At 61.0% G+C, this 15,475-nt stretch carries 13 protein-coding genes; 9 read left to right on the top strand and 4 right to left on the bottom strand.

Features of this window, described 5'->3' with window-relative positions; translation table 11 throughout:
* Nucleotides 1-992: 992 nt before the first annotated feature.
* From CBW66_RS06205 to CBW66_RS06175, 7 genes are all read left to right on the top strand, one after another.
* The gene (locus CBW66_RS06205) at nt 993-2,618 is read left to right on the top strand and encodes a GMC family oxidoreductase (protein WP_086137338.1); all 1,626 of its coding nucleotides are present in this window, start codon (nt 993-995) and stop codon (nt 2,616-2,618) included.
* Nucleotides 2,619-2,751: 133 nt separating this feature from the next.
* Entirely contained in the window at nt 2,752-3,522 is a 771-nt protein-coding gene (locus CBW66_RS06200) for an ABC transporter ATP-binding protein (RefSeq protein ID WP_035823437.1), read from the top strand.
* Nucleotides 3,522-4,250 carry an ABC transporter ATP-binding protein gene (locus tag CBW66_RS06195; RefSeq protein ID WP_086137337.1) on the top strand — a complete coding sequence of 243 codons (729 nt, stop codon included), beginning with the start codon at nt 3,522-3,524 and terminating at the stop codon, nt 4,248-4,250. The genes CBW66_RS06200 and CBW66_RS06195 overlap by 1 nt, the downstream gene beginning before the upstream one ends.
* 70 nt (nt 4,251-4,320) lie before the next feature.
* The gene (locus CBW66_RS06190) at nt 4,321-5,529 is read left to right on the top strand and encodes an ABC transporter substrate-binding protein (RefSeq protein ID WP_086137336.1); all 1,209 of its coding nucleotides are present in this window, start codon (nt 4,321-4,323) and stop codon (nt 5,527-5,529) included.
* Nucleotides 5,530-5,690: 161 nt separating this feature from the next.
* The gene (locus CBW66_RS06185) at nt 5,691-6,575 is read left to right on the top strand and encodes a branched-chain amino acid ABC transporter permease (protein ID WP_086137335.1); all 885 of its coding nucleotides are present in this window, start codon (nt 5,691-5,693) and stop codon (nt 6,573-6,575) included.
* A 31-nt stretch (nt 6,576-6,606) separates the two neighbouring features.
* Nucleotides 6,607-7,587: a branched-chain amino acid ABC transporter permease gene (locus tag CBW66_RS06180; protein WP_086137334.1), complete on the top strand. Its 981-nt coding sequence runs from the start codon at nt 6,607-6,609 to the stop codon at nt 7,585-7,587.
* A 76-nt stretch (nt 7,588-7,663) separates the two neighbouring features.
* Nucleotides 7,664-9,730 (top strand): 3-hydroxybutyrate oligomer hydrolase family protein, encoded by a 2,067-nt coding sequence (locus CBW66_RS06175; RefSeq protein WP_086137333.1) that lies wholly within the window; start codon nt 7,664-7,666, stop codon nt 9,728-9,730.
* 52 nt (nt 9,731-9,782) lie between these two features.
* On the opposite strand, the gene CBW66_RS06170 is transcribed toward CBW66_RS06175, so the two are convergent.
* From CBW66_RS06170 to sugE, 4 genes are all read right to left on the bottom strand, one after another.
* On the bottom strand, nt 9,783-10,574 hold the full coding sequence (locus CBW66_RS06170; RefSeq protein ID WP_086137433.1) for an EAL domain-containing protein: 792 nt from the start codon (nt 10,572-10,574) through the stop codon (nt 9,783-9,785).
* A 44-nt stretch (nt 10,575-10,618) separates the two neighbouring features.
* On the bottom strand, nt 10,619-11,776 hold the full coding sequence (locus tag CBW66_RS06165) for an iron-containing alcohol dehydrogenase (RefSeq protein WP_086137332.1): 1,158 nt from the start codon (nt 11,774-11,776) through the stop codon (nt 10,619-10,621).
* An 84-nt stretch (nt 11,777-11,860) separates the two neighbouring features.
* Nucleotides 11,861-12,220, bottom strand: a complete 360-nt coding sequence (locus CBW66_RS06160; RefSeq protein ID WP_086137331.1) for an NADH-quinone oxidoreductase subunit A — start codon at nt 12,218-12,220, stop codon at nt 11,861-11,863.
* Between the two features lie 12 nt (nt 12,221-12,232).
* A complete protein-coding gene (sugE, locus tag CBW66_RS06155) occupies nt 12,233-12,553 on the bottom strand; it encodes a quaternary ammonium compound efflux SMR transporter SugE (RefSeq protein ID WP_086137330.1) in 321 nt (106 codons plus the stop codon).
* Nucleotides 12,554-12,881: 328 nt separating this feature from the next.
* Between sugE and mnmG the strand changes: the two genes are divergently transcribed.
* The gene (gene mnmG / locus CBW66_RS06150; protein ID WP_086137329.1) at nt 12,882-14,831 is read left to right on the top strand and encodes a tRNA uridine-5-carboxymethylaminomethyl(34) synthesis enzyme MnmG; all 1,950 of its coding nucleotides are present in this window, start codon (nt 12,882-12,884) and stop codon (nt 14,829-14,831) included.
* Nucleotides 14,828-15,472, top strand: coding sequence for a 16S rRNA (guanine(527)-N(7))-methyltransferase RsmG (rsmG, locus tag CBW66_RS06145; protein ID WP_086137328.1), 645 nt, complete (start codon nt 14,828-14,830; stop codon nt 15,470-15,472). Before mnmG ends, rsmG begins: the two co-directional genes overlap by 4 nt.
* Nucleotides 15,473-15,475 lie beyond the last annotated feature (3 nt).

Genomic DNA, 15,475 nt, shown 5'->3' with positions numbered 1-15,475 from the left:
TTTGGCAGTGGGTCGCGCTGTCGCCGTTGGCTTTTTTTTTGACGTTTTTTGTATGCATTTTGGAAATATCCCCGGTCTTCCGCTTTTTTGTCGGTTTACAATAGATCTATATATAAAAAATAGTAGTAATAGTAAACGCGTTTTTTTCTGTGGATAAGTCGCTTTTTTTCAACAGGATCAACCGTTTACGCGCAAAATAAAGCGTGCATAATCGCTGTATCACGCGAGGAGCAAAATTGTATAAAATGCGGGCCTGCGCATAACTTCGTGTTTACTCACAAGTCATCCTGTGGATATCAAGTGACTTATCCACAATCGTCTTAAATTCCCCCTTATTTCGACCTCATGCGGCTTGCTGGCGCTGCGCCTGGCAAGGTCCGTTGACATTTCCATTTTGCAAAACGGTTGGGCAGTGCTGTCTGCATGACGCTGGCCGCGCCGGTTTTCGTTGCTCAGTTGTTGGCTGGATTTTTTTTTCGTACAGAAGCCGCTCGCGGGTTTTTTTACAGCAGAAGGCTGCAGGGCATTGCTTCGCAGGAAGGGCAGGCAAAGCGGGCGTTGTCGGGTTTACCTTAACAAGATCGTATACAAGAATAGTAATAGTAGTTAACGGCGATAACTTCTGTGGATAAGTCCTGATTTATCCTTGTAAACAATCGCTTGGCGTACGGATAAGCGCTGAGTAAGCGTTGTATCTGCCTGGGACGGTTTCTGGACAAAAAAAAGTCGCTCAAAAAATTTTTCGTTTACACACATATCGTCCCTGTGGATATCCATACGGTTATCCACAGCTTGCAGCCCCTGTTTTTATATTCTTTTTGACCTTTGCCCGTATCGTGAACCACGATTAATGTCGCCCTGGCCCGGCACTGGTGGTAATCTCAAGGCGGCTCAGCAGCCATGCATGCATGAAGAAAGACAGACTCTGGTAACGGGACGCGGCGGGGAGACACGCCGCGCGACAGCTTGATGGCATACCGAAAGGAGCTTCATTGGAATCGGCAGGCGAATACGACTACATCATCGTGGGCGGCGGCACGGCAGGTTGCGTGCTGGCCAACCGGCTCACGCGCGACAAGGATGCCAACGTGTTACTCGTGGAAGCGGGCGGCAAGGACGATTACGTATGGATCCACATCCCCGTCGGCTATCTGCATTGCATCGGCAATCCCCGCACGGACTGGCTGTATTCCACGCAGGCGGACGCGGGCCTGGGCGGGCGCAGCCTGATCTATCCGCGTGGCAAAGTCCTCGGCGGCAGCTCGTCCATCAACGGCATGATCTATATGCGCGGCCAGGCCGGCGATTATGATCACTGGGCCGACCTGACGGACGACGCTTCCTGGCGCTGGGACAAAGTCTTGCCGCTGTTTAAACAAAGCGAGGATTATTACGGCGGCGCCTCGGAAAACCATGGCGCGGGCGGCGAGTGGCGCGTGGAAAAACAGCGGCTGTCGTGGGATATCCTGAATGCGTTCCGCGATGCGGCGCAGCAAGTCGGCATTCCGAAAACCAGCGATTTCAATGGCGGAGATAATAGCGGCAGCGCGTATTTCGACGTCAACCAGCGCCGCGGCATCCGCTGGAATACCGCGAAAGCGTTCTTGAAACCGGCCGCGCGGCGTCCGAACCTCACCATCATGACGGGTTGCCACGTGGAACGTCTGCTGCTGGAAACGACGGAATCGGGGCCGCGCTGCACGGGCATCGTGTTGACGGGCGGCGGCACGCAGTGGCAGGCGACGGCGCGGCGGGAAACCCTGCTGACGGCGGGCGCCATCGGTTCGCCCCAACTGCTGCAACTGTCCGGCATCGGTCCGGCCGCCTTGCTGCGCGAACACGGCATCACGCCCGTGCTGGACTCGGTTGGCGTGGGCGGCAATTTGCAAGACCATTTGCAGCTGCGCATGGTCTTTAAAGTGCAGGGCGTCAAGACTTTGAATGTGATGGCCAGCAATATCGTCGGCAAGATGCAGATCGGCTTGCAATATGCGCTGTTCCAGAGCGGGCCCATGTCGATGGCGCCGTCGCAGCTGGGGGCATTCGCCAAGTCCGATCCGCGGCAAGCCACGCCGAACCTGCAATACCACGTGCAGCCCTTGTCTCTGGATAAATTTGGTGAGCCGCTGCACGCGTTTCCCGCGTTTACGGCCAGCGTCTGCAATTTGCGCCCGACTTCGCGCGGCCACGTGCACATCGCCAGCGCCGACAGTTATGCGGCGCCGAAGATCGTGCCCAATTACCTGAGTACCGAGCAGGACCGCGCCGTGGCGGCCGACGCCTTGCGCCTGACGCGGGCCATCGCCGCCGCGCCGGCGCTGAAAAAATTCGCTCCCGAAGAATACAGGCCGGGCGTGCAATTCCAGAGCCAGGAAGAACTGGCGCAGGCGGCCAGCCAGATCGGCACCACCATTTTTCACCCCGTGGGCACTTGCCGCATGGGCCTGGCCAGCGATGCCGCGAGCGTGGTCGACAGCCAGCTGCGCGTGATCGGCGTGCATGGTTTACGCGTCGTCGATGCCTCGATCATGCCCTACATTACTTCTGGTAATACGAACTCGCCCACCGTGATGATCGCGGAAAAAGCGGCGCAAATGATACACGCAGCCTGGAAATAGCGGGGCAAGCTTGCGAGTTTGCGCCATTCGGGCTGGCGAAAAATCCCCGTAGTTATACTGTATTGTGCGTTAAATTTAAGTTGTGTATTATAAAAATGACTAAGTAGTACAAAAAGTACAACTAGGAGACACGATGTCAAACGTAATCTTGGAAACAAGAAATTTGACCAAGGAATTCAAGGGTTTCACCGCGGTGAGCGAGGTGAACCTGAAGGTAGAGCGGGGCCATATCCACGCCTTGATCGGTCCTAACGGCGCCGGCAAGACCACGTGTTTTAATTTGCTCACCAAATTCCTGGTTCCCACTTCCGGACAGATCCTGTTCAATGGAAAAGATATCACGGCCGCCAAACCGGCGCAGATCGCGCGCATGGGCGTGATCCGTTCCTTCCAGATTTCCGCCGTCTTCCCGCATTTATCCGTGCTGCAAAATGTGCGCATCGGCTTGCAGCGCCAGCTGGGAACCTCGTTCCACTTCTGGCAAAGCGAACGCGCCTTGAACCAGCTCAACGACCGCGCCATGGCCTTGCTGGCCGAAGTCGACCTGACGGAGTTTGCCGATACCATCACGGTCGACATGCCGTACGGCCGCAAGCGGGCGCTGGAGATCGCCACCACCCTGGCGATGGAGCCGGAAATGATGCTGCTCGATGAACCCACCCAAGGCATGGGCCACGAAGACGTGCACCGCGTCACCGAGCTGATCAAAAAGGTCTCGGCTGGACGCACGATTTTGATGGTGGAACACAATATGAGCGTGGTCTCTGGCATCTGCGACAAGATTTCTGTCCTGCAGCGCGGCGCCATGCTGGCCGAAGGCAGTTACGCGGAAGTGTCGCGCAATCCGCAAGTGATGGAAGCGTACATGGGCACCACCCACGCCGAACTGGAAGGGGCGCATTGATGGCGACACAAGTGAATGGCGGCGCACCCGCGCTGGAAATTACGCAACTGCACACCTGGTATGGCGAATCGCACATCCTGCACGACGTCAACCTGAAAGTGGAGCCGGGCGAAGTGGTGACTTTACTGGGGCGCAACGGCGCCGGCCGCACCACCACCTTGCGCGCCATCATGGGGCTGACGGGCACACGCACGGGCTCCATCAAAGTCAATGGCAGCGAAGCGATAGGTTTGGCCACGCACAAAATCGCCCACCTGGGCATCGGGTATTGTCCCGAAGAGCGCGGTATTTTCTCGTCGCTGTCGACCGAGGAAAACCTGCTGCTGCCGCCGACCCTGGCCAGCGGCGAGAAGGGCATGTCGGTGGAGGAAATCTACGCCATGTTCCCGAATTTGCAGGAACGCCGCCACAGCCAGGGCACGCGCTTGTCGGGCGGGGAACAGCAGATGCTGGCCGTGGCGCGCATCCTGCGCACGGGCGCGCGATTGCTGCTGCTTGATGAAATTTCCGAAGGCCTGGCACCCGTCATCGTGCAGGGCCTGGCGCGCATGATTACCACCCTGAAGGCAAAGGGTTACACCATCGTCATGGTGGAACAGAATTTCCGGTTTGCCGCGCCGCTGGCGGATCGGTTTTATGTGATGGAGCACGGTCAGATCGTCGAGACTTTTGCTGCATCCGAACTGGAAGCCAAGATGCCGGTATTGACCGAGCTGCTTGGCGTGTAATGCCCATGTAGTTCCGTATCGTCGTCGAGCAATCGTTTAAATAGCAAACAATAATCCCAACGGAGACACTATGAAACGTAACGCTATCGCCATTGCCACCGCCACCCTTTGCGCTCTGGGCTTTTCCGCAGCCGCGCACGCCCAGGTATCGGGCGACACCATCAAGATCGGTTTTATTTCCGACATGTCGGGCGTGTATTCCGACGTCGATGGCCTCGGCGGCGCGGAAGCCATCAAGATGGCGATCGCCGATGCCGGCGTGGTACTGGCCGGCAAGAAGGTGGAATTCATTTCCGCCGACCATCAAAACAAGGCCGACATCGCCGCCTCGAAGGCGCGCGAATGGTTCGACCAGCAAGGCGTCGACATGCTGATCGGCGGCACCAATTCCGGCGCCAGCCTGGCCATGGCCAAGGTCGCGGCGGAAAAGAAAAAAATCTTCATCGCCATCGGTGCCGGTTCCTCTCGCCTGACGAATGAGGAATGCACGCCGTACACCGTGCATTACGCCTACGACACCGTGGCGCTGGCGCGCGGCACGGGCGGCACCATCGTCAAACAGGGCGGCAAGAACTGGTATTTCATGACGGCCGACTATGCGTTTGGCCATTCGCTGGAAAAAGACACTGCCGAGGTCGTCAAGGCGGCCGGCGGCAAGGTGCTGGGCAGCGTCAAGCATCCGCTGGGCGCCTCGGATTTCTCGTCCTTCCTGTTGCAGGCGCAAGCGGCCAAGCCGCAAATCCTCGGCCTGGCCAATGCCGGTGGCGACGCCATCAACAGCATCAAGGCGGCCAATGAGTTCGGCTTGACGAAATCGATGAAACTGGCCGGCCTGCTGATCTTCATCAATGACATCCATTCGCTGGGCCTGAACCTGACGCAAGGCATGTACCTGACGGATGGCTGGTACTGGGACTTGAATGCGGACACGCGCGCCTGGTCGAAACGCTATTTCGCCAAGATGAAGAAGGAACCGTCGATGCTGCAGGCGGCCGACTATTCGGCCGCCGCGAACTACCTGAAAGCCGTCAAGGCCGTCGGCACGGATGACACCGAGAAGGTCATGGCCTACCTGAAAAAGACCAAGATCAACGACATGTTCACCCAGAATGGCGAAGTGCGTCCCGATGGCCGCATGGTGCACGATATGTACCTGATGGAAGTCAAGAAGCCCTCCGAGTCGAAATACCCATGGGATTACTACAAGGTAGTCGCCACCGTGCCCGGTGCACAGGCGTACGTGACCAAGGCTGAATCGAAGTGTTCGCTGTGGAAGTAATGCTATAGCAATCCCTGCGGATCGCCCGTCGCCGCGCGGGCGTTCTATCCTGCATGCGCTTCGCTCGCAGGGTTCGCCTTGCGCCGCCGCACCCGTTTGCGGTGGCGCGTTTCCCTTGATACCACACCGCTACCCGGCGGTGCTTTTTATACTGTGATGCCATGGAAATTTTCGGCGTTCCATTACCAGCAATGATGAGCCAGCTGCTGCTGGGTCTCGTCAACGGCTCGTTCTATGCCATGTTGTCCCTCGGTCTGGCCGTCATCTTCGGCTTGCTCAACGTTATTAATTTCTCGCACGGCGCTATGTATATGATGGGCGCCTTCCTGGCCTGGATGGGCCTCAGCTATTTCGACATCAGTTACTGGGCCATGCTGGTCATCGCCCCGATCCTCGTCGGCCTGGTCGGCATCCTGATCGAAAAGACCATGCTGCGCTGGCTGTATAAACTCGACCACCTGTATGGCTTGCTGCTGACCTTTGGCATCACCCTGATCATGGAAGGCGTGTTCCGCTCCTTTTATGGCGTCTCGGGCCAGCCGTATGCCGTGCCCGAAGCGCTGGCCGGCGCGACGGACCTCGGTTTCATGATCCTGCCGAACTACCGCGCCTGGGTGGTGATCGTTTCGCTGTCCGTCTGCCTGGCCACCTGGTTCGTCATCGAGAAAACCAAACTGGGCGCCTACCTGCGGGCCGGCACGGAAAACCCGAAACTGGTGGAAGCGTTCGGCATCAACGTGCCGCTGATGGTGACCTTGACGTTCGGCTTCGGCGTGGCGCTGGCCGGTTTCGCCGGCGTGCTGGCGGCGCCGATCATCCAGGTTTCACCGCTGATGGGCTCGAACCTGATCATCGTCGTGTTCGCCGTGGTGGTGATCGGCGGCATGGGTTCCATCATGGGCTCCATCCTGACCGGCCTGGGCCTGGGTGTGATCGAGGGCCTGACCCGCGTGTTCTACCCGGAAGGCTCGGCTACCGTGGTCTTCGTGGTGATGGTCATCGTGCTGCTGCTGCGTCCCGCCGGCCTGTTCGGCAAAGAAAAGTAATCCTCATCAGTCATGTATTGGAGCTACCACGATGAATAAGAATGTAGGCTACGCCATTGCCTTGCTGCTGGCATTGGCCGCCCCGTTTTACGGCTACCCCGTCTTCCTGATGAAGTTGCTGTGCTTTGCCCTGTTTGCCTGCGCCTTTAACTTGTTGATCGGTTACACGGGCTTGCTGTCGTTTGGCCACGCCGCCTTCTTCGGCGGTGCCGGCTATGTCACCGGCTATGCGCTGCGCACCTGGGACTGGCCGACGGAACTGGGCTTGCTGGCCGGCGTCGCCACGGGCGCCTTGCTGGGCCTGGTGATCGGCGGCCTGGCGATCCGCCGCCAGGGCATCTACTTTACGATGATCACCCTGGCGCTGGCGCAGATGGTGTACTTCCTCGCCTTGCGTTTGCCTTTCACGGGCGGCGAGGATGGCTTGCAGGGTGTTCCACGTGGAACCTTGCTGGGCACGCTAGACCTGGGCAATGACACGGTGCTGTATTACGTCGTGCTGGCCATCGTCGTTGCCGGCTTCGCCCTGATTGTGCGCACCATCCACTCGCCGTTCGGCCAGGTGCTCAAGGCCATCAAGGAAAACGAACCGCGCGCCATCTCGCTCGGCTACGACGTCAACAAGTACAAACTGATGGCCATCGTGCTGTCGGCTTCCCTGGCTGCGCTGGCCGGCGCCACCAAGACCTTGGTGCTGGGCTTTGAGACCTTGACCGACGTGTACTGGGGCATGTCGGGCCTGGTCGTGCTGATGACCCTGGTGGGCGGCATGGGCACCTTGTCCGGCCCCATTCTCGGCGCCGTATTGATCATCGCGCTGGAAAACAAGCTGGGCGATGTCGGCACCTTTCTGGCCACGCACACGGGCATCGAATGGTTCGGCACCCTGGGTGAATCGGTGGGCATGGTGACGGGCGTGATCTTCGTCATCTGCGTGCTGCTGTTCCGGCGCGGCATCGTCGGCGAAGCCATCGCGCGCTTCGGCGGCAGGGCTGCCAAAGCCGCTGTCTGATTTTCAAGCAACGCCGGACGGATCGTCCGGCGTTTTTCATTGTGCGTCCACTGTTACTTCAACGGAGAGTACCACCATGCAAATGACGATCACGCGCGCGGGCACTGGCATGAGCTTGTGCACCCTGCTGGCGTTGGCAGCCTGCGGCAGTAACCATGCGCCGGAAGAGCTGAACCAGATGCCAAGCTACCTGGGCACCATCACGCGCGCCGACTACGACGGCAAGACGAATGACTTGCTCACGGCGGGCCTGGGCAAGACGGGGCTGGCCGGCGCCACGCCCGCGTATGCGAACGCTGAACAGCCGACGCCGCTCGAACTGCGCCGCAATGCGATCTATGCCAATTACCGCGCCGTGCTCGACATTGCCGCCAACAGCGGCTACGGCACCCTGTACGGACCGAACGTGGATGCGTCCGGCAACGTGGGCACGGGCGAAGGCCTGGTGGCCGGCAGTGAATACATCGCCTATGCCGACGATGGCACGGGCAGGAAGAATGTCACCTTGATGGTGCAGGTGCCGGCCAGCTTCGACCCGGACCGTGCCTGCATCGTCACGGGCACGTCGAGCGGTTCGCGCGGCATTTACGGCGCCATCGGCAGCTCGGGCGAATGGGGCTTGAAAAAGGGCTGTGCCGTGGCGTATGCCGACAAGGGTTCCGGCACGGGCTTGTATGTGTTCGAGGATGACAGCGTCAACCTGCAGAACGGCGTGCGCGCGGGCAGGGTGGCCGCCGGCAAGAACGCCCTGTTCGCGCCGGACTTGAACGATGCCGACCGGCTGGCCTGGGCTTCCGCTTACCCGAACCGCATCGCCTTCAAGCATGCGCACTCGCAGCAAAATCCGGAGAAGGACTGGGGCAAGGTGACGCTGCAGGCGGTCGAGATGGCGTATTACGTCTTGAACGAACGCTACGGCGTGCTGGCGCGCGACGGCAGTTCGCGCCTCGTGCGCCTGACGCCGAAGAACACCATCACGATCGCCTCGAGCATTTCCAACGGCGCCGGCTCGGCCTTGCTGGCGGCGGAGCAGGATACGAAAGGCTTGATCCATGGCGTGGCAGCCAGCGAACCGCAAATCCAGCCGGCGGCCTCTAACGCCTACAGCGTGCGCCAGGGTGGGGTGCTGGTCGCCAATCCGGGCCGTGCGCTGTTCGACTACGCCACCTATGCGGCCCTGTATCAACCGTGCATCGCTGCCGTGGCCGGCAATGCGGGACGCTGCACGGCACTCGTCAGCAAAGGTTTATTGAACGGTGCCGACCTGGCGGCGCAGCAGGTGGACGCGAAGCAGCGTTTGCGCGCGTATGGCTGGCTGGCCGATTCCGATCCGCTGCAGGCGGCGCACGCGGGCACGAACATCCTCGTGGCCGTCACGTATGCCTATGCCTACGGAAAATTCTCCGTGACCGATAACGTGTGCGGTTTCACGTTTGCGCAGACGGACGGCAGCGGCAATCCGATCGCGTTTACTACGGCGCAAAAGGCGGCCAGCTTTGCCGCGCAAAACGGTATCCTCGGCAATGTCGTGTACGAGAACAGCGTGGGCGGCGCCAAGGTCTACACGGCCGGCGTGTCGCCATCGACCAGCCTGGCGGACCAGTCGCTCGACGGCTTCCTGTGCCTGCGTGGCCTGGCGACGGGGCGCGACGCCGTCAGCGGCGCCACCTTGCAAGGGACGCTGGCCACGCAGAGCGTGCGCGTGCGGACCGGCATGGCCGAGGTGGCGGCCAGCGGCAAATTGAATGGCAAACCGGCCATCATCGTGCACGGCCGCAGCGATACCCTGATTCCCGTCAATCACGCCTCGCGCGCCTATCTGGGATTGAACGCCGCCGTGGAAGGGGCAAATAGCCAGCTGCGCTATATCGAAGTGAGCAATGCCAACCACTTCGATTCCTTCAGCAGCGCCTTGCCGACCCTGATCGTGCCGCTGCACGTCTACCTGAACCGGGCGCTCGACGCCATGTATGCGCACTTGAACGCCAAGCAAGCGTTGCCGCCATCGCAGGTGGTGCGCACGGTGACGCGCGCCGATGCGTCGACCCTGATCACGAATGTCAATGTGCCGGCGATTGCGGCAACGCCGGCGCCCGGCAATGTCATCAGCGTGACGGGGACGCAGGTGGATATTCCCAACTAGGCCGGCGACATCGGCATGCAAGCCAAGGCCACGTTGCACGTGGCCTTTCTTATTACTCCCAGGCCGTCTCGGCGATCTGGCCCAGTCCCTGGAAGACGGGCTTGGAAAACCAGTAGCCCTGCATCAGGGAAATGCCGCAGCTGGAAAGAAAATCGCGCTCGGCGCGCGTCTCGATGCCTTCGGCCAGCACGCGGATACCGAGCTCCTGGCACAGGCTGGCGATGGCGCGTACGATCGCCTGGCGCGGCGCCAGCGTATCGATGCCGCGCACCAGGTCCATGTCGATCTTGATGATGTCGGGCTGGTACTCGGCCAGCAGGTTCAAGCCCGCATGGCCGGCGCCGAAATCATCGATGGCTGTCTGGAAACCGAAGCGCCGGTAGGCGCGGAAGATCTCGACCAGGTGGGGACGGTCTTGCACCCGTTCGCCTTCCGTTACTTCAAAGATGATCTTGTCGGTAGGGAAGCGGTGCAGCCTGGCCGCTTCCAGGGTGCTGCGGATGCATACTTCCGGGCGGTAGACGGCGTTGGGCAGGAAGTTGATCGACAAAAATCCCTGCATGCCGAGGCGTGCGGCGCCGGCCACGGCCTTGACGCGGCACGCCTGGTCAAAGCGGTAGCGGTTGGCGTCGTTGACTTGCGCCAGCACGCTGGCCGCGCTTTCGCCGTTGGGGCCGCGCACCAGCGCCTCGTGCGCATAGATGCTGCGCGTGGCCAGGTCGACGATCGGTTGATACGCATATTCGAAGGCAAACGGCAGCGGCGCGCTGTCGTGGCAGCCGGCACAGGCACCGTGTGGAAAGTGGGTGCTGTCGGGATGAATGGGGATATCGGGAAGCGTCATGGCGTCAGTGTAGCTGGGCGGGTTGGCAGATTCCGTCTGCTGGCTCACAGTGCGGCCGCATAGATGGCGCGCGCATCACCACGCGTGACGGGCCGCGGATTGTTGCCCAGCAAGCGGGTCTGCAGCATGGCTTCATCGGCCAGACGGTCCAGGTCGCCTGCCGTGATGCCCACTTCGCGCAGGGTTCGCGCGATGCCGGTAGCAACGGCAATGTCTTGCATGGCGTCGATCAGGGCCATGGCCCGCGCTTCCTCGCTGCCCGTGATGCCGGGTTGCAGGATGGCCGCCAGTTGCGCGTACAGGGGCGCCGCGTAGGACAAGTTAAAGCGCAGCACGTGCGGCAGCACCAGCGCATTTGACAAGCCATGCGGCACGTGGAACAGGCCGCCGATGGGATAGGCGAGCGCGTGCACGGCAGCCACGGGCGCATTGGCAAACGCCTGGCCGGCCAGCATGGCGCCCAGCAGCATGGCTTGCCGCACCGGCACGTTGCTGCCATCGCGGCAGGCGGTCACGAGATTGGCGTGCAGTAGCGACAGCGCTTGCGTGGCCAGCATGTCGGATAGGGGATTTTTCAGCAGGCGGCTGGTGTACGCTTCGATCGCATGCACCATGGCATCGATGCCGGTGGCGGCCGTCACGGCGGGCGGCAAGCCCAGGGTCAGGCTGGCGTCGAGGATGGCCAAGTCCGCATACAGTTGCGGCGTGACGACGCCCATCTTGCTGGTGGCGCCCGTGGTAACGATGGCGATGTGCGTGACTTCCGAGCCCGTGCCGGCCGTTGTCGGCAATTGCACCAGCGGCAGGCGCTGGCCGTGCACATTGCCGATGCCGTACAGCTGGGCCAGTTCCTGTCGACCGGGCGCCAGCACGGCGATCAGTTTGGCCACGTCCAGCGAGCTGCCGCCGCCCAAGCCGATAATCAGTTCCACGTGAAACATCTGGGCCTGGGTCACGCCGGCCAGCACCACGGCTTCGGGCGGATCGGTTTGCACGTCGGAAAAGACGTGGACCTCGATGCCCGCCGCTTGCAAGCTGCGCAGCGGTGCATCGGCCAGACCCGTGCGCAAAAAGCCCGCGTCGGTGACGAGCAGGGCGCGGCGCACGGCGGGGAAGTGGTGGGCGATATGGGCGCCCAGCTGGGCGGCGGCGCCCGGTTCAACGATCAGATGGGGCACGGTGCGGAACTGGAAGGCGGACATGCGGACTCCTGACAGTGAGAGCAGTAACCAAGCTTACTCCGCTTTCCCGCCCCGTGCCTGTTTCACGTGGAACCAGAAACGGGCTTACTCCCACTCGAGCGCACCGCGCCTCCATTCATAGGCCAGGCCGATGGCCAGCACGCCCAGAAAACCCATGATGGCCCAGAAGCCGGGCAGGCCCAGTGCATTGACGTTGGCCGCCCACGGCATCAGGAAGATCACCTCGATATCGAACACGATGAACAGGATGGCGACCAGGTAGTAGCGGATGTCGAACTTCATGCGCGCGTCGCCGAACGCTTCGAAGCCGCATTCGTACGGGGACAGTTTTTGCGGATCGGGCTGGTGCGGCCCGAGTACTCGTCCCAGCAGCATGGGCATGATGCCGACCAAGATGCCGATCAGAATGAACAGGAGGACAGGAAAATAGTTTTCGAGGAGCATGGGGGATTCCTCTCAGTGGCTCGATGATAGTTTCATCAGCACGATGCCGCACACGATGAGGACGGCGGCGCATACGCGCAGGGTGTTGACTTGCTCGCCCAGGAAGACGATGCCAACGATGAAAGCGCCGACGGCGCCGATGCCCGTCCAGATCGTGTAGGCCGTTCCCAGGGGCAGGGTGCGCATGGCAAGCGACAGCAAGCCGAAGCTGGCGATCATCATGAGCACGGTAATTACGGAGGGGGTGAGTCTGGTGAAACCCTCGGAGAGTTTCATCGAATATGCCCACACGACTTCAAGCATGCCGGCAATAATTAAAAGTATCCAGGCCATGGCGGCTCCTTATACAGAGCGGGCCGTCCCGGTGTGTTCCCATGATGGGGGAGGCCGTCCTCCTGGATGATCGTCGCTATGGCCACTGAGGTGACCACGGCAGCGGACGATGCGGCAATTGTAGCAAACATTGCCGGCCCCCGCAGCCCCGGCGCGAGCCCTGTCCTGGCACCGCGGCGTGTTCCACGTGAAACAAAAATCGCTGTTGACTTGCCCGCGCTGAGTAAAAATTAAGCAAAAATTAGCCCGTGGAAGGTTGCGTTCGCAAAAAGACTCTATAATCGGAGCTCTCTCCCCGCATTTTTACTTGCACTGTTACCTATTTATCATGTTATTTCCTACAGAATTCGACGTCATCGTTGTCGGCGGTGGTCACGCCGGTACCGAGGCGGCCCTCGCTTCCGCCCGCATGGGGCAGAAGACGCTATTGCTCACGCATAATATTGAGACACTGGGCCAGATGTCGTGTAACCCCTCCATCGGTGGCATCGGCAAGGGCCACCTGGTCAAGGAGGTCGATGCCATGGGCGGCGCGATGGCGATTGCCACCGACGAGTCCGGCATCCAGTTCCGCATCCTGAATTCCTCGAAAGGCCCGGCAGTGCGCGCCACGCGCGCCCAGGCCGACCGTATTTTGTACAAGGCCGCCATCCGCACGCGCCTGGAAAACCAGCCGAATCTATGGCTGTTCCAGCAAGCGGTCGATGATTTGATCGTCGAAGGCGACCGGGTCGTCGGCGCCGTGACGCAGATCGGCTTGAAGTTTCTCGCGCGCGCCGTCGTGCTGACGGCTGGCACTTTCCTCGACGGCAAGATCCACGTGGGCTTGAATAACTATTCGGCCGGCCGCGCCGGCGACCCGCCCGCCATCTCCCTGTCCGCCCGCCTGAAAGAGCTGAAATTGCCGCAGGGGCGTTTGAAAACCGGCACGCCGCCGCGCATCGATGGCCGCACGATCGATTTTTCTGTGATGCAAGAGCAGCCGGGCGACCTCGATCCCGTGCCCGTGTTTTCCGTGATGGGCAACACGGCCATGCACCCGCGCCAGGTGCCGTGCTGGGTCACGCACACGAATAGCCAGACGCACGATATCATCCGCGCCGGCCTGGACCGCAGCCCCATGTATACAGGCGTGATCGAAGGTGTGGGCCCGCGTTACTGCCCCTCGATCGAAGACAAGATCCACCGTTTCTCGGGCAAGGAATCGCACCAGATTTTCCTCGAGCCGGAAGGCTTGACGACGCATGAATTCTATCCAAACGGCATCTCCACGAGCTTGCCGTTCGACGTGCAGATCGCCCTGGTGCAATCGATGAAGGGCATGGAAAACGCGCATATCCTGCGTCCCGGCTACGCCATCGAATACGATTATTTCGACCCGCGCGGCTTGAAAGCGTCGCTGGAAACGAAGGCCGTGGCGGGCCTGTTCTTCGCCGGCCAGATCAACGGCACCACGGGCTACGAGGAAGCGGCCGCGCAAGGCATGCTGGCGGGCCTGAATGCGGCCTTGCTGACGCAGGACAAGGAAGCCTGGGTACCGGGCCGCTCCGAGGCCTATCTGGGCGTGCTGGTCGACGATTTGATCACCCAGGGCGTGCAGGAACCGTACCGCATGTTCACCAGCCGCGCCGAATACCGCTTGAGCCTGCGCGAAGACAATGCCGACATGCGCCTGACGGAAATCGGCCGCGCGCTGGGCTGCGTGGGCGACGCCCAATGGCAAGCCTTCGAGACCAAGCGCGAAGCGGTGGCGCGCGAGCTCGAGCGCCTGCGTTCCACGTGGGTCAATCCGCGCATCCTGGCGGCGGCCGAATCGGAACGCATCGTGGGCCAGGCCCTCGAGCGCGAATACTCGCTGGCGGACCTGCTGCGCCGCCCGAACGTCGCCTACGACACCCTGATGAGCATGACGGGCGTGGAAGGCCAGGCGCTGGCCGGTCCCGGCGTGGCAGACCCCGCCGTGCGCGAACAGGTGGAAATCCAGCTCAAATATGCGGGTTACATCGAGCGCCAGAGCAAGGAAATCGAGCGCCACGAACACTATGAAAACCTGGCCCTGCCGGCCGGTTTCAACTACCTGGATATCGGTGCGCTGTCGGTCGAAGTGCGGCAAAAACTCGACAAGCAGCGCCCGGAAACTCTGGGCCAGGCCTCGCGCATTTCCGGCGTGACGCCGGCGGCGATTTCGCTGCTGCTGGTTCATCTGAAAAAGCGCGGCTTTGGCGCAGGGCAGGCCGAAATGCAGACCACCACTTTAAAGGACGAGGTTGTTGAATGAAGCAGTTTGACCGGGCACAACTGGCCCAGATTTTGAATGAAGGCATTGCCGCGCTGGGGATGGACCTGAGCGCGGATCAGACGGAAAAACTGCTCGATTACCTGGCCTTGCTGGCCAAATGGAACAGCGTGTACAACCTGACGTCGGTGCGCGATCCCCTGCAGATGCTGACCTTGCACGTGCTCGATTCGCTGGCCGCCGTGCCGGCGTTCGCCGATGCAAAGAACGTGCTCGACGTGGGCGCGGGCGGCGGTTTGCCGGGCATGGTCTTGGCCATCGCGCGGCCCGATATCAAGGTGTCGATGATCGACACGGTGCATAAAAAGACAGCTTTTCTGACGCAAGTGAAGGCGGAACTGGGCCTGGCCAACGTCACCGTGTACACGAAGCGCGTGGAACAGCTGGAAGTGGCGCAGAAATTCGACGTGATCACCTCGCGCGCCTTTGCCGACCTGTCCGACTTCGTCAACTGGTCGAACCACGTGCTGGCCGAGGGCGGGCAATTCATCGCCTTGAAAGGGGTGGCACCGCCAGACGAGAGAGAGCGACTGCCGGCAGACTGGAAAGTGACGGAATTACGGGCTATCCAGGTGCCAGGGCTAAATGCAGAGCGTCATCTGGTCTTTATAGCAAGAGTTTGAAAA

It is taken from the genome of Janthinobacterium sp. GW456P (assembly GCF_002127655.1).
In the GTDB taxonomy this organism is placed as follows: Bacteria; Pseudomonadota; Gammaproteobacteria; order Burkholderiales; family Burkholderiaceae_D; genus Janthinobacterium.
This window is presented reverse-complemented; position numbering and strand designations above follow the sequence as displayed.

Coding starts and splice junctions, on each gene's coding strand:
- CBW66_RS06200 (WP_035823437.1), top strand. CDS start 2,752: ATGTCAAACGTAATCTTGGAAACAAGAAATTTGACCAAGGAATTCAAG.
- CBW66_RS06195 (WP_086137337.1), top strand. CDS start 3,522: ATGGCGACACAAGTGAATGGCGGCGCACCCGCGCTGGAAATTACGCAA.
- CBW66_RS06190 (WP_086137336.1), top strand. CDS start 4,321: ATGAAACGTAACGCTATCGCCATTGCCACCGCCACCCTTTGCGCTCTG.
- CBW66_RS06185 (WP_086137335.1), top strand. CDS start 5,691: ATGGAAATTTTCGGCGTTCCATTACCAGCAATGATGAGCCAGCTGCTG.
- CBW66_RS06180 (WP_086137334.1), top strand. CDS start 6,607: ATGAATAAGAATGTAGGCTACGCCATTGCCTTGCTGCTGGCATTGGCC.
- CBW66_RS06175 (WP_086137333.1), top strand. CDS start 7,664: ATGCAAATGACGATCACGCGCGCGGGCACTGGCATGAGCTTGTGCACC.
- CBW66_RS06170 (WP_086137433.1), bottom strand. CDS start 10,574: ATGACGCTTCCCGATATCCCCATTCATCCCGACAGCACCCACTTTCCA.
- CBW66_RS06165 (WP_086137332.1), bottom strand. CDS start 11,776: ATGTCCGCCTTCCAGTTCCGCACCGTGCCCCATCTGATCGTTGAACCG.
- CBW66_RS06160 (WP_086137331.1), bottom strand. CDS start 12,220: ATGCTCCTCGAAAACTATTTTCCTGTCCTCCTGTTCATTCTGATCGGC.
- sugE (WP_086137330.1), bottom strand. CDS start 12,553: ATGGCCTGGATACTTTTAATTATTGCCGGCATGCTTGAAGTCGTGTGG.
- mnmG (WP_086137329.1), top strand. CDS start 12,882: ATGTTATTTCCTACAGAATTCGACGTCATCGTTGTCGGCGGTGGTCAC.
- rsmG (WP_086137328.1), top strand. CDS start 14,828: ATGAAGCAGTTTGACCGGGCACAACTGGCCCAGATTTTGAATGAAGGC.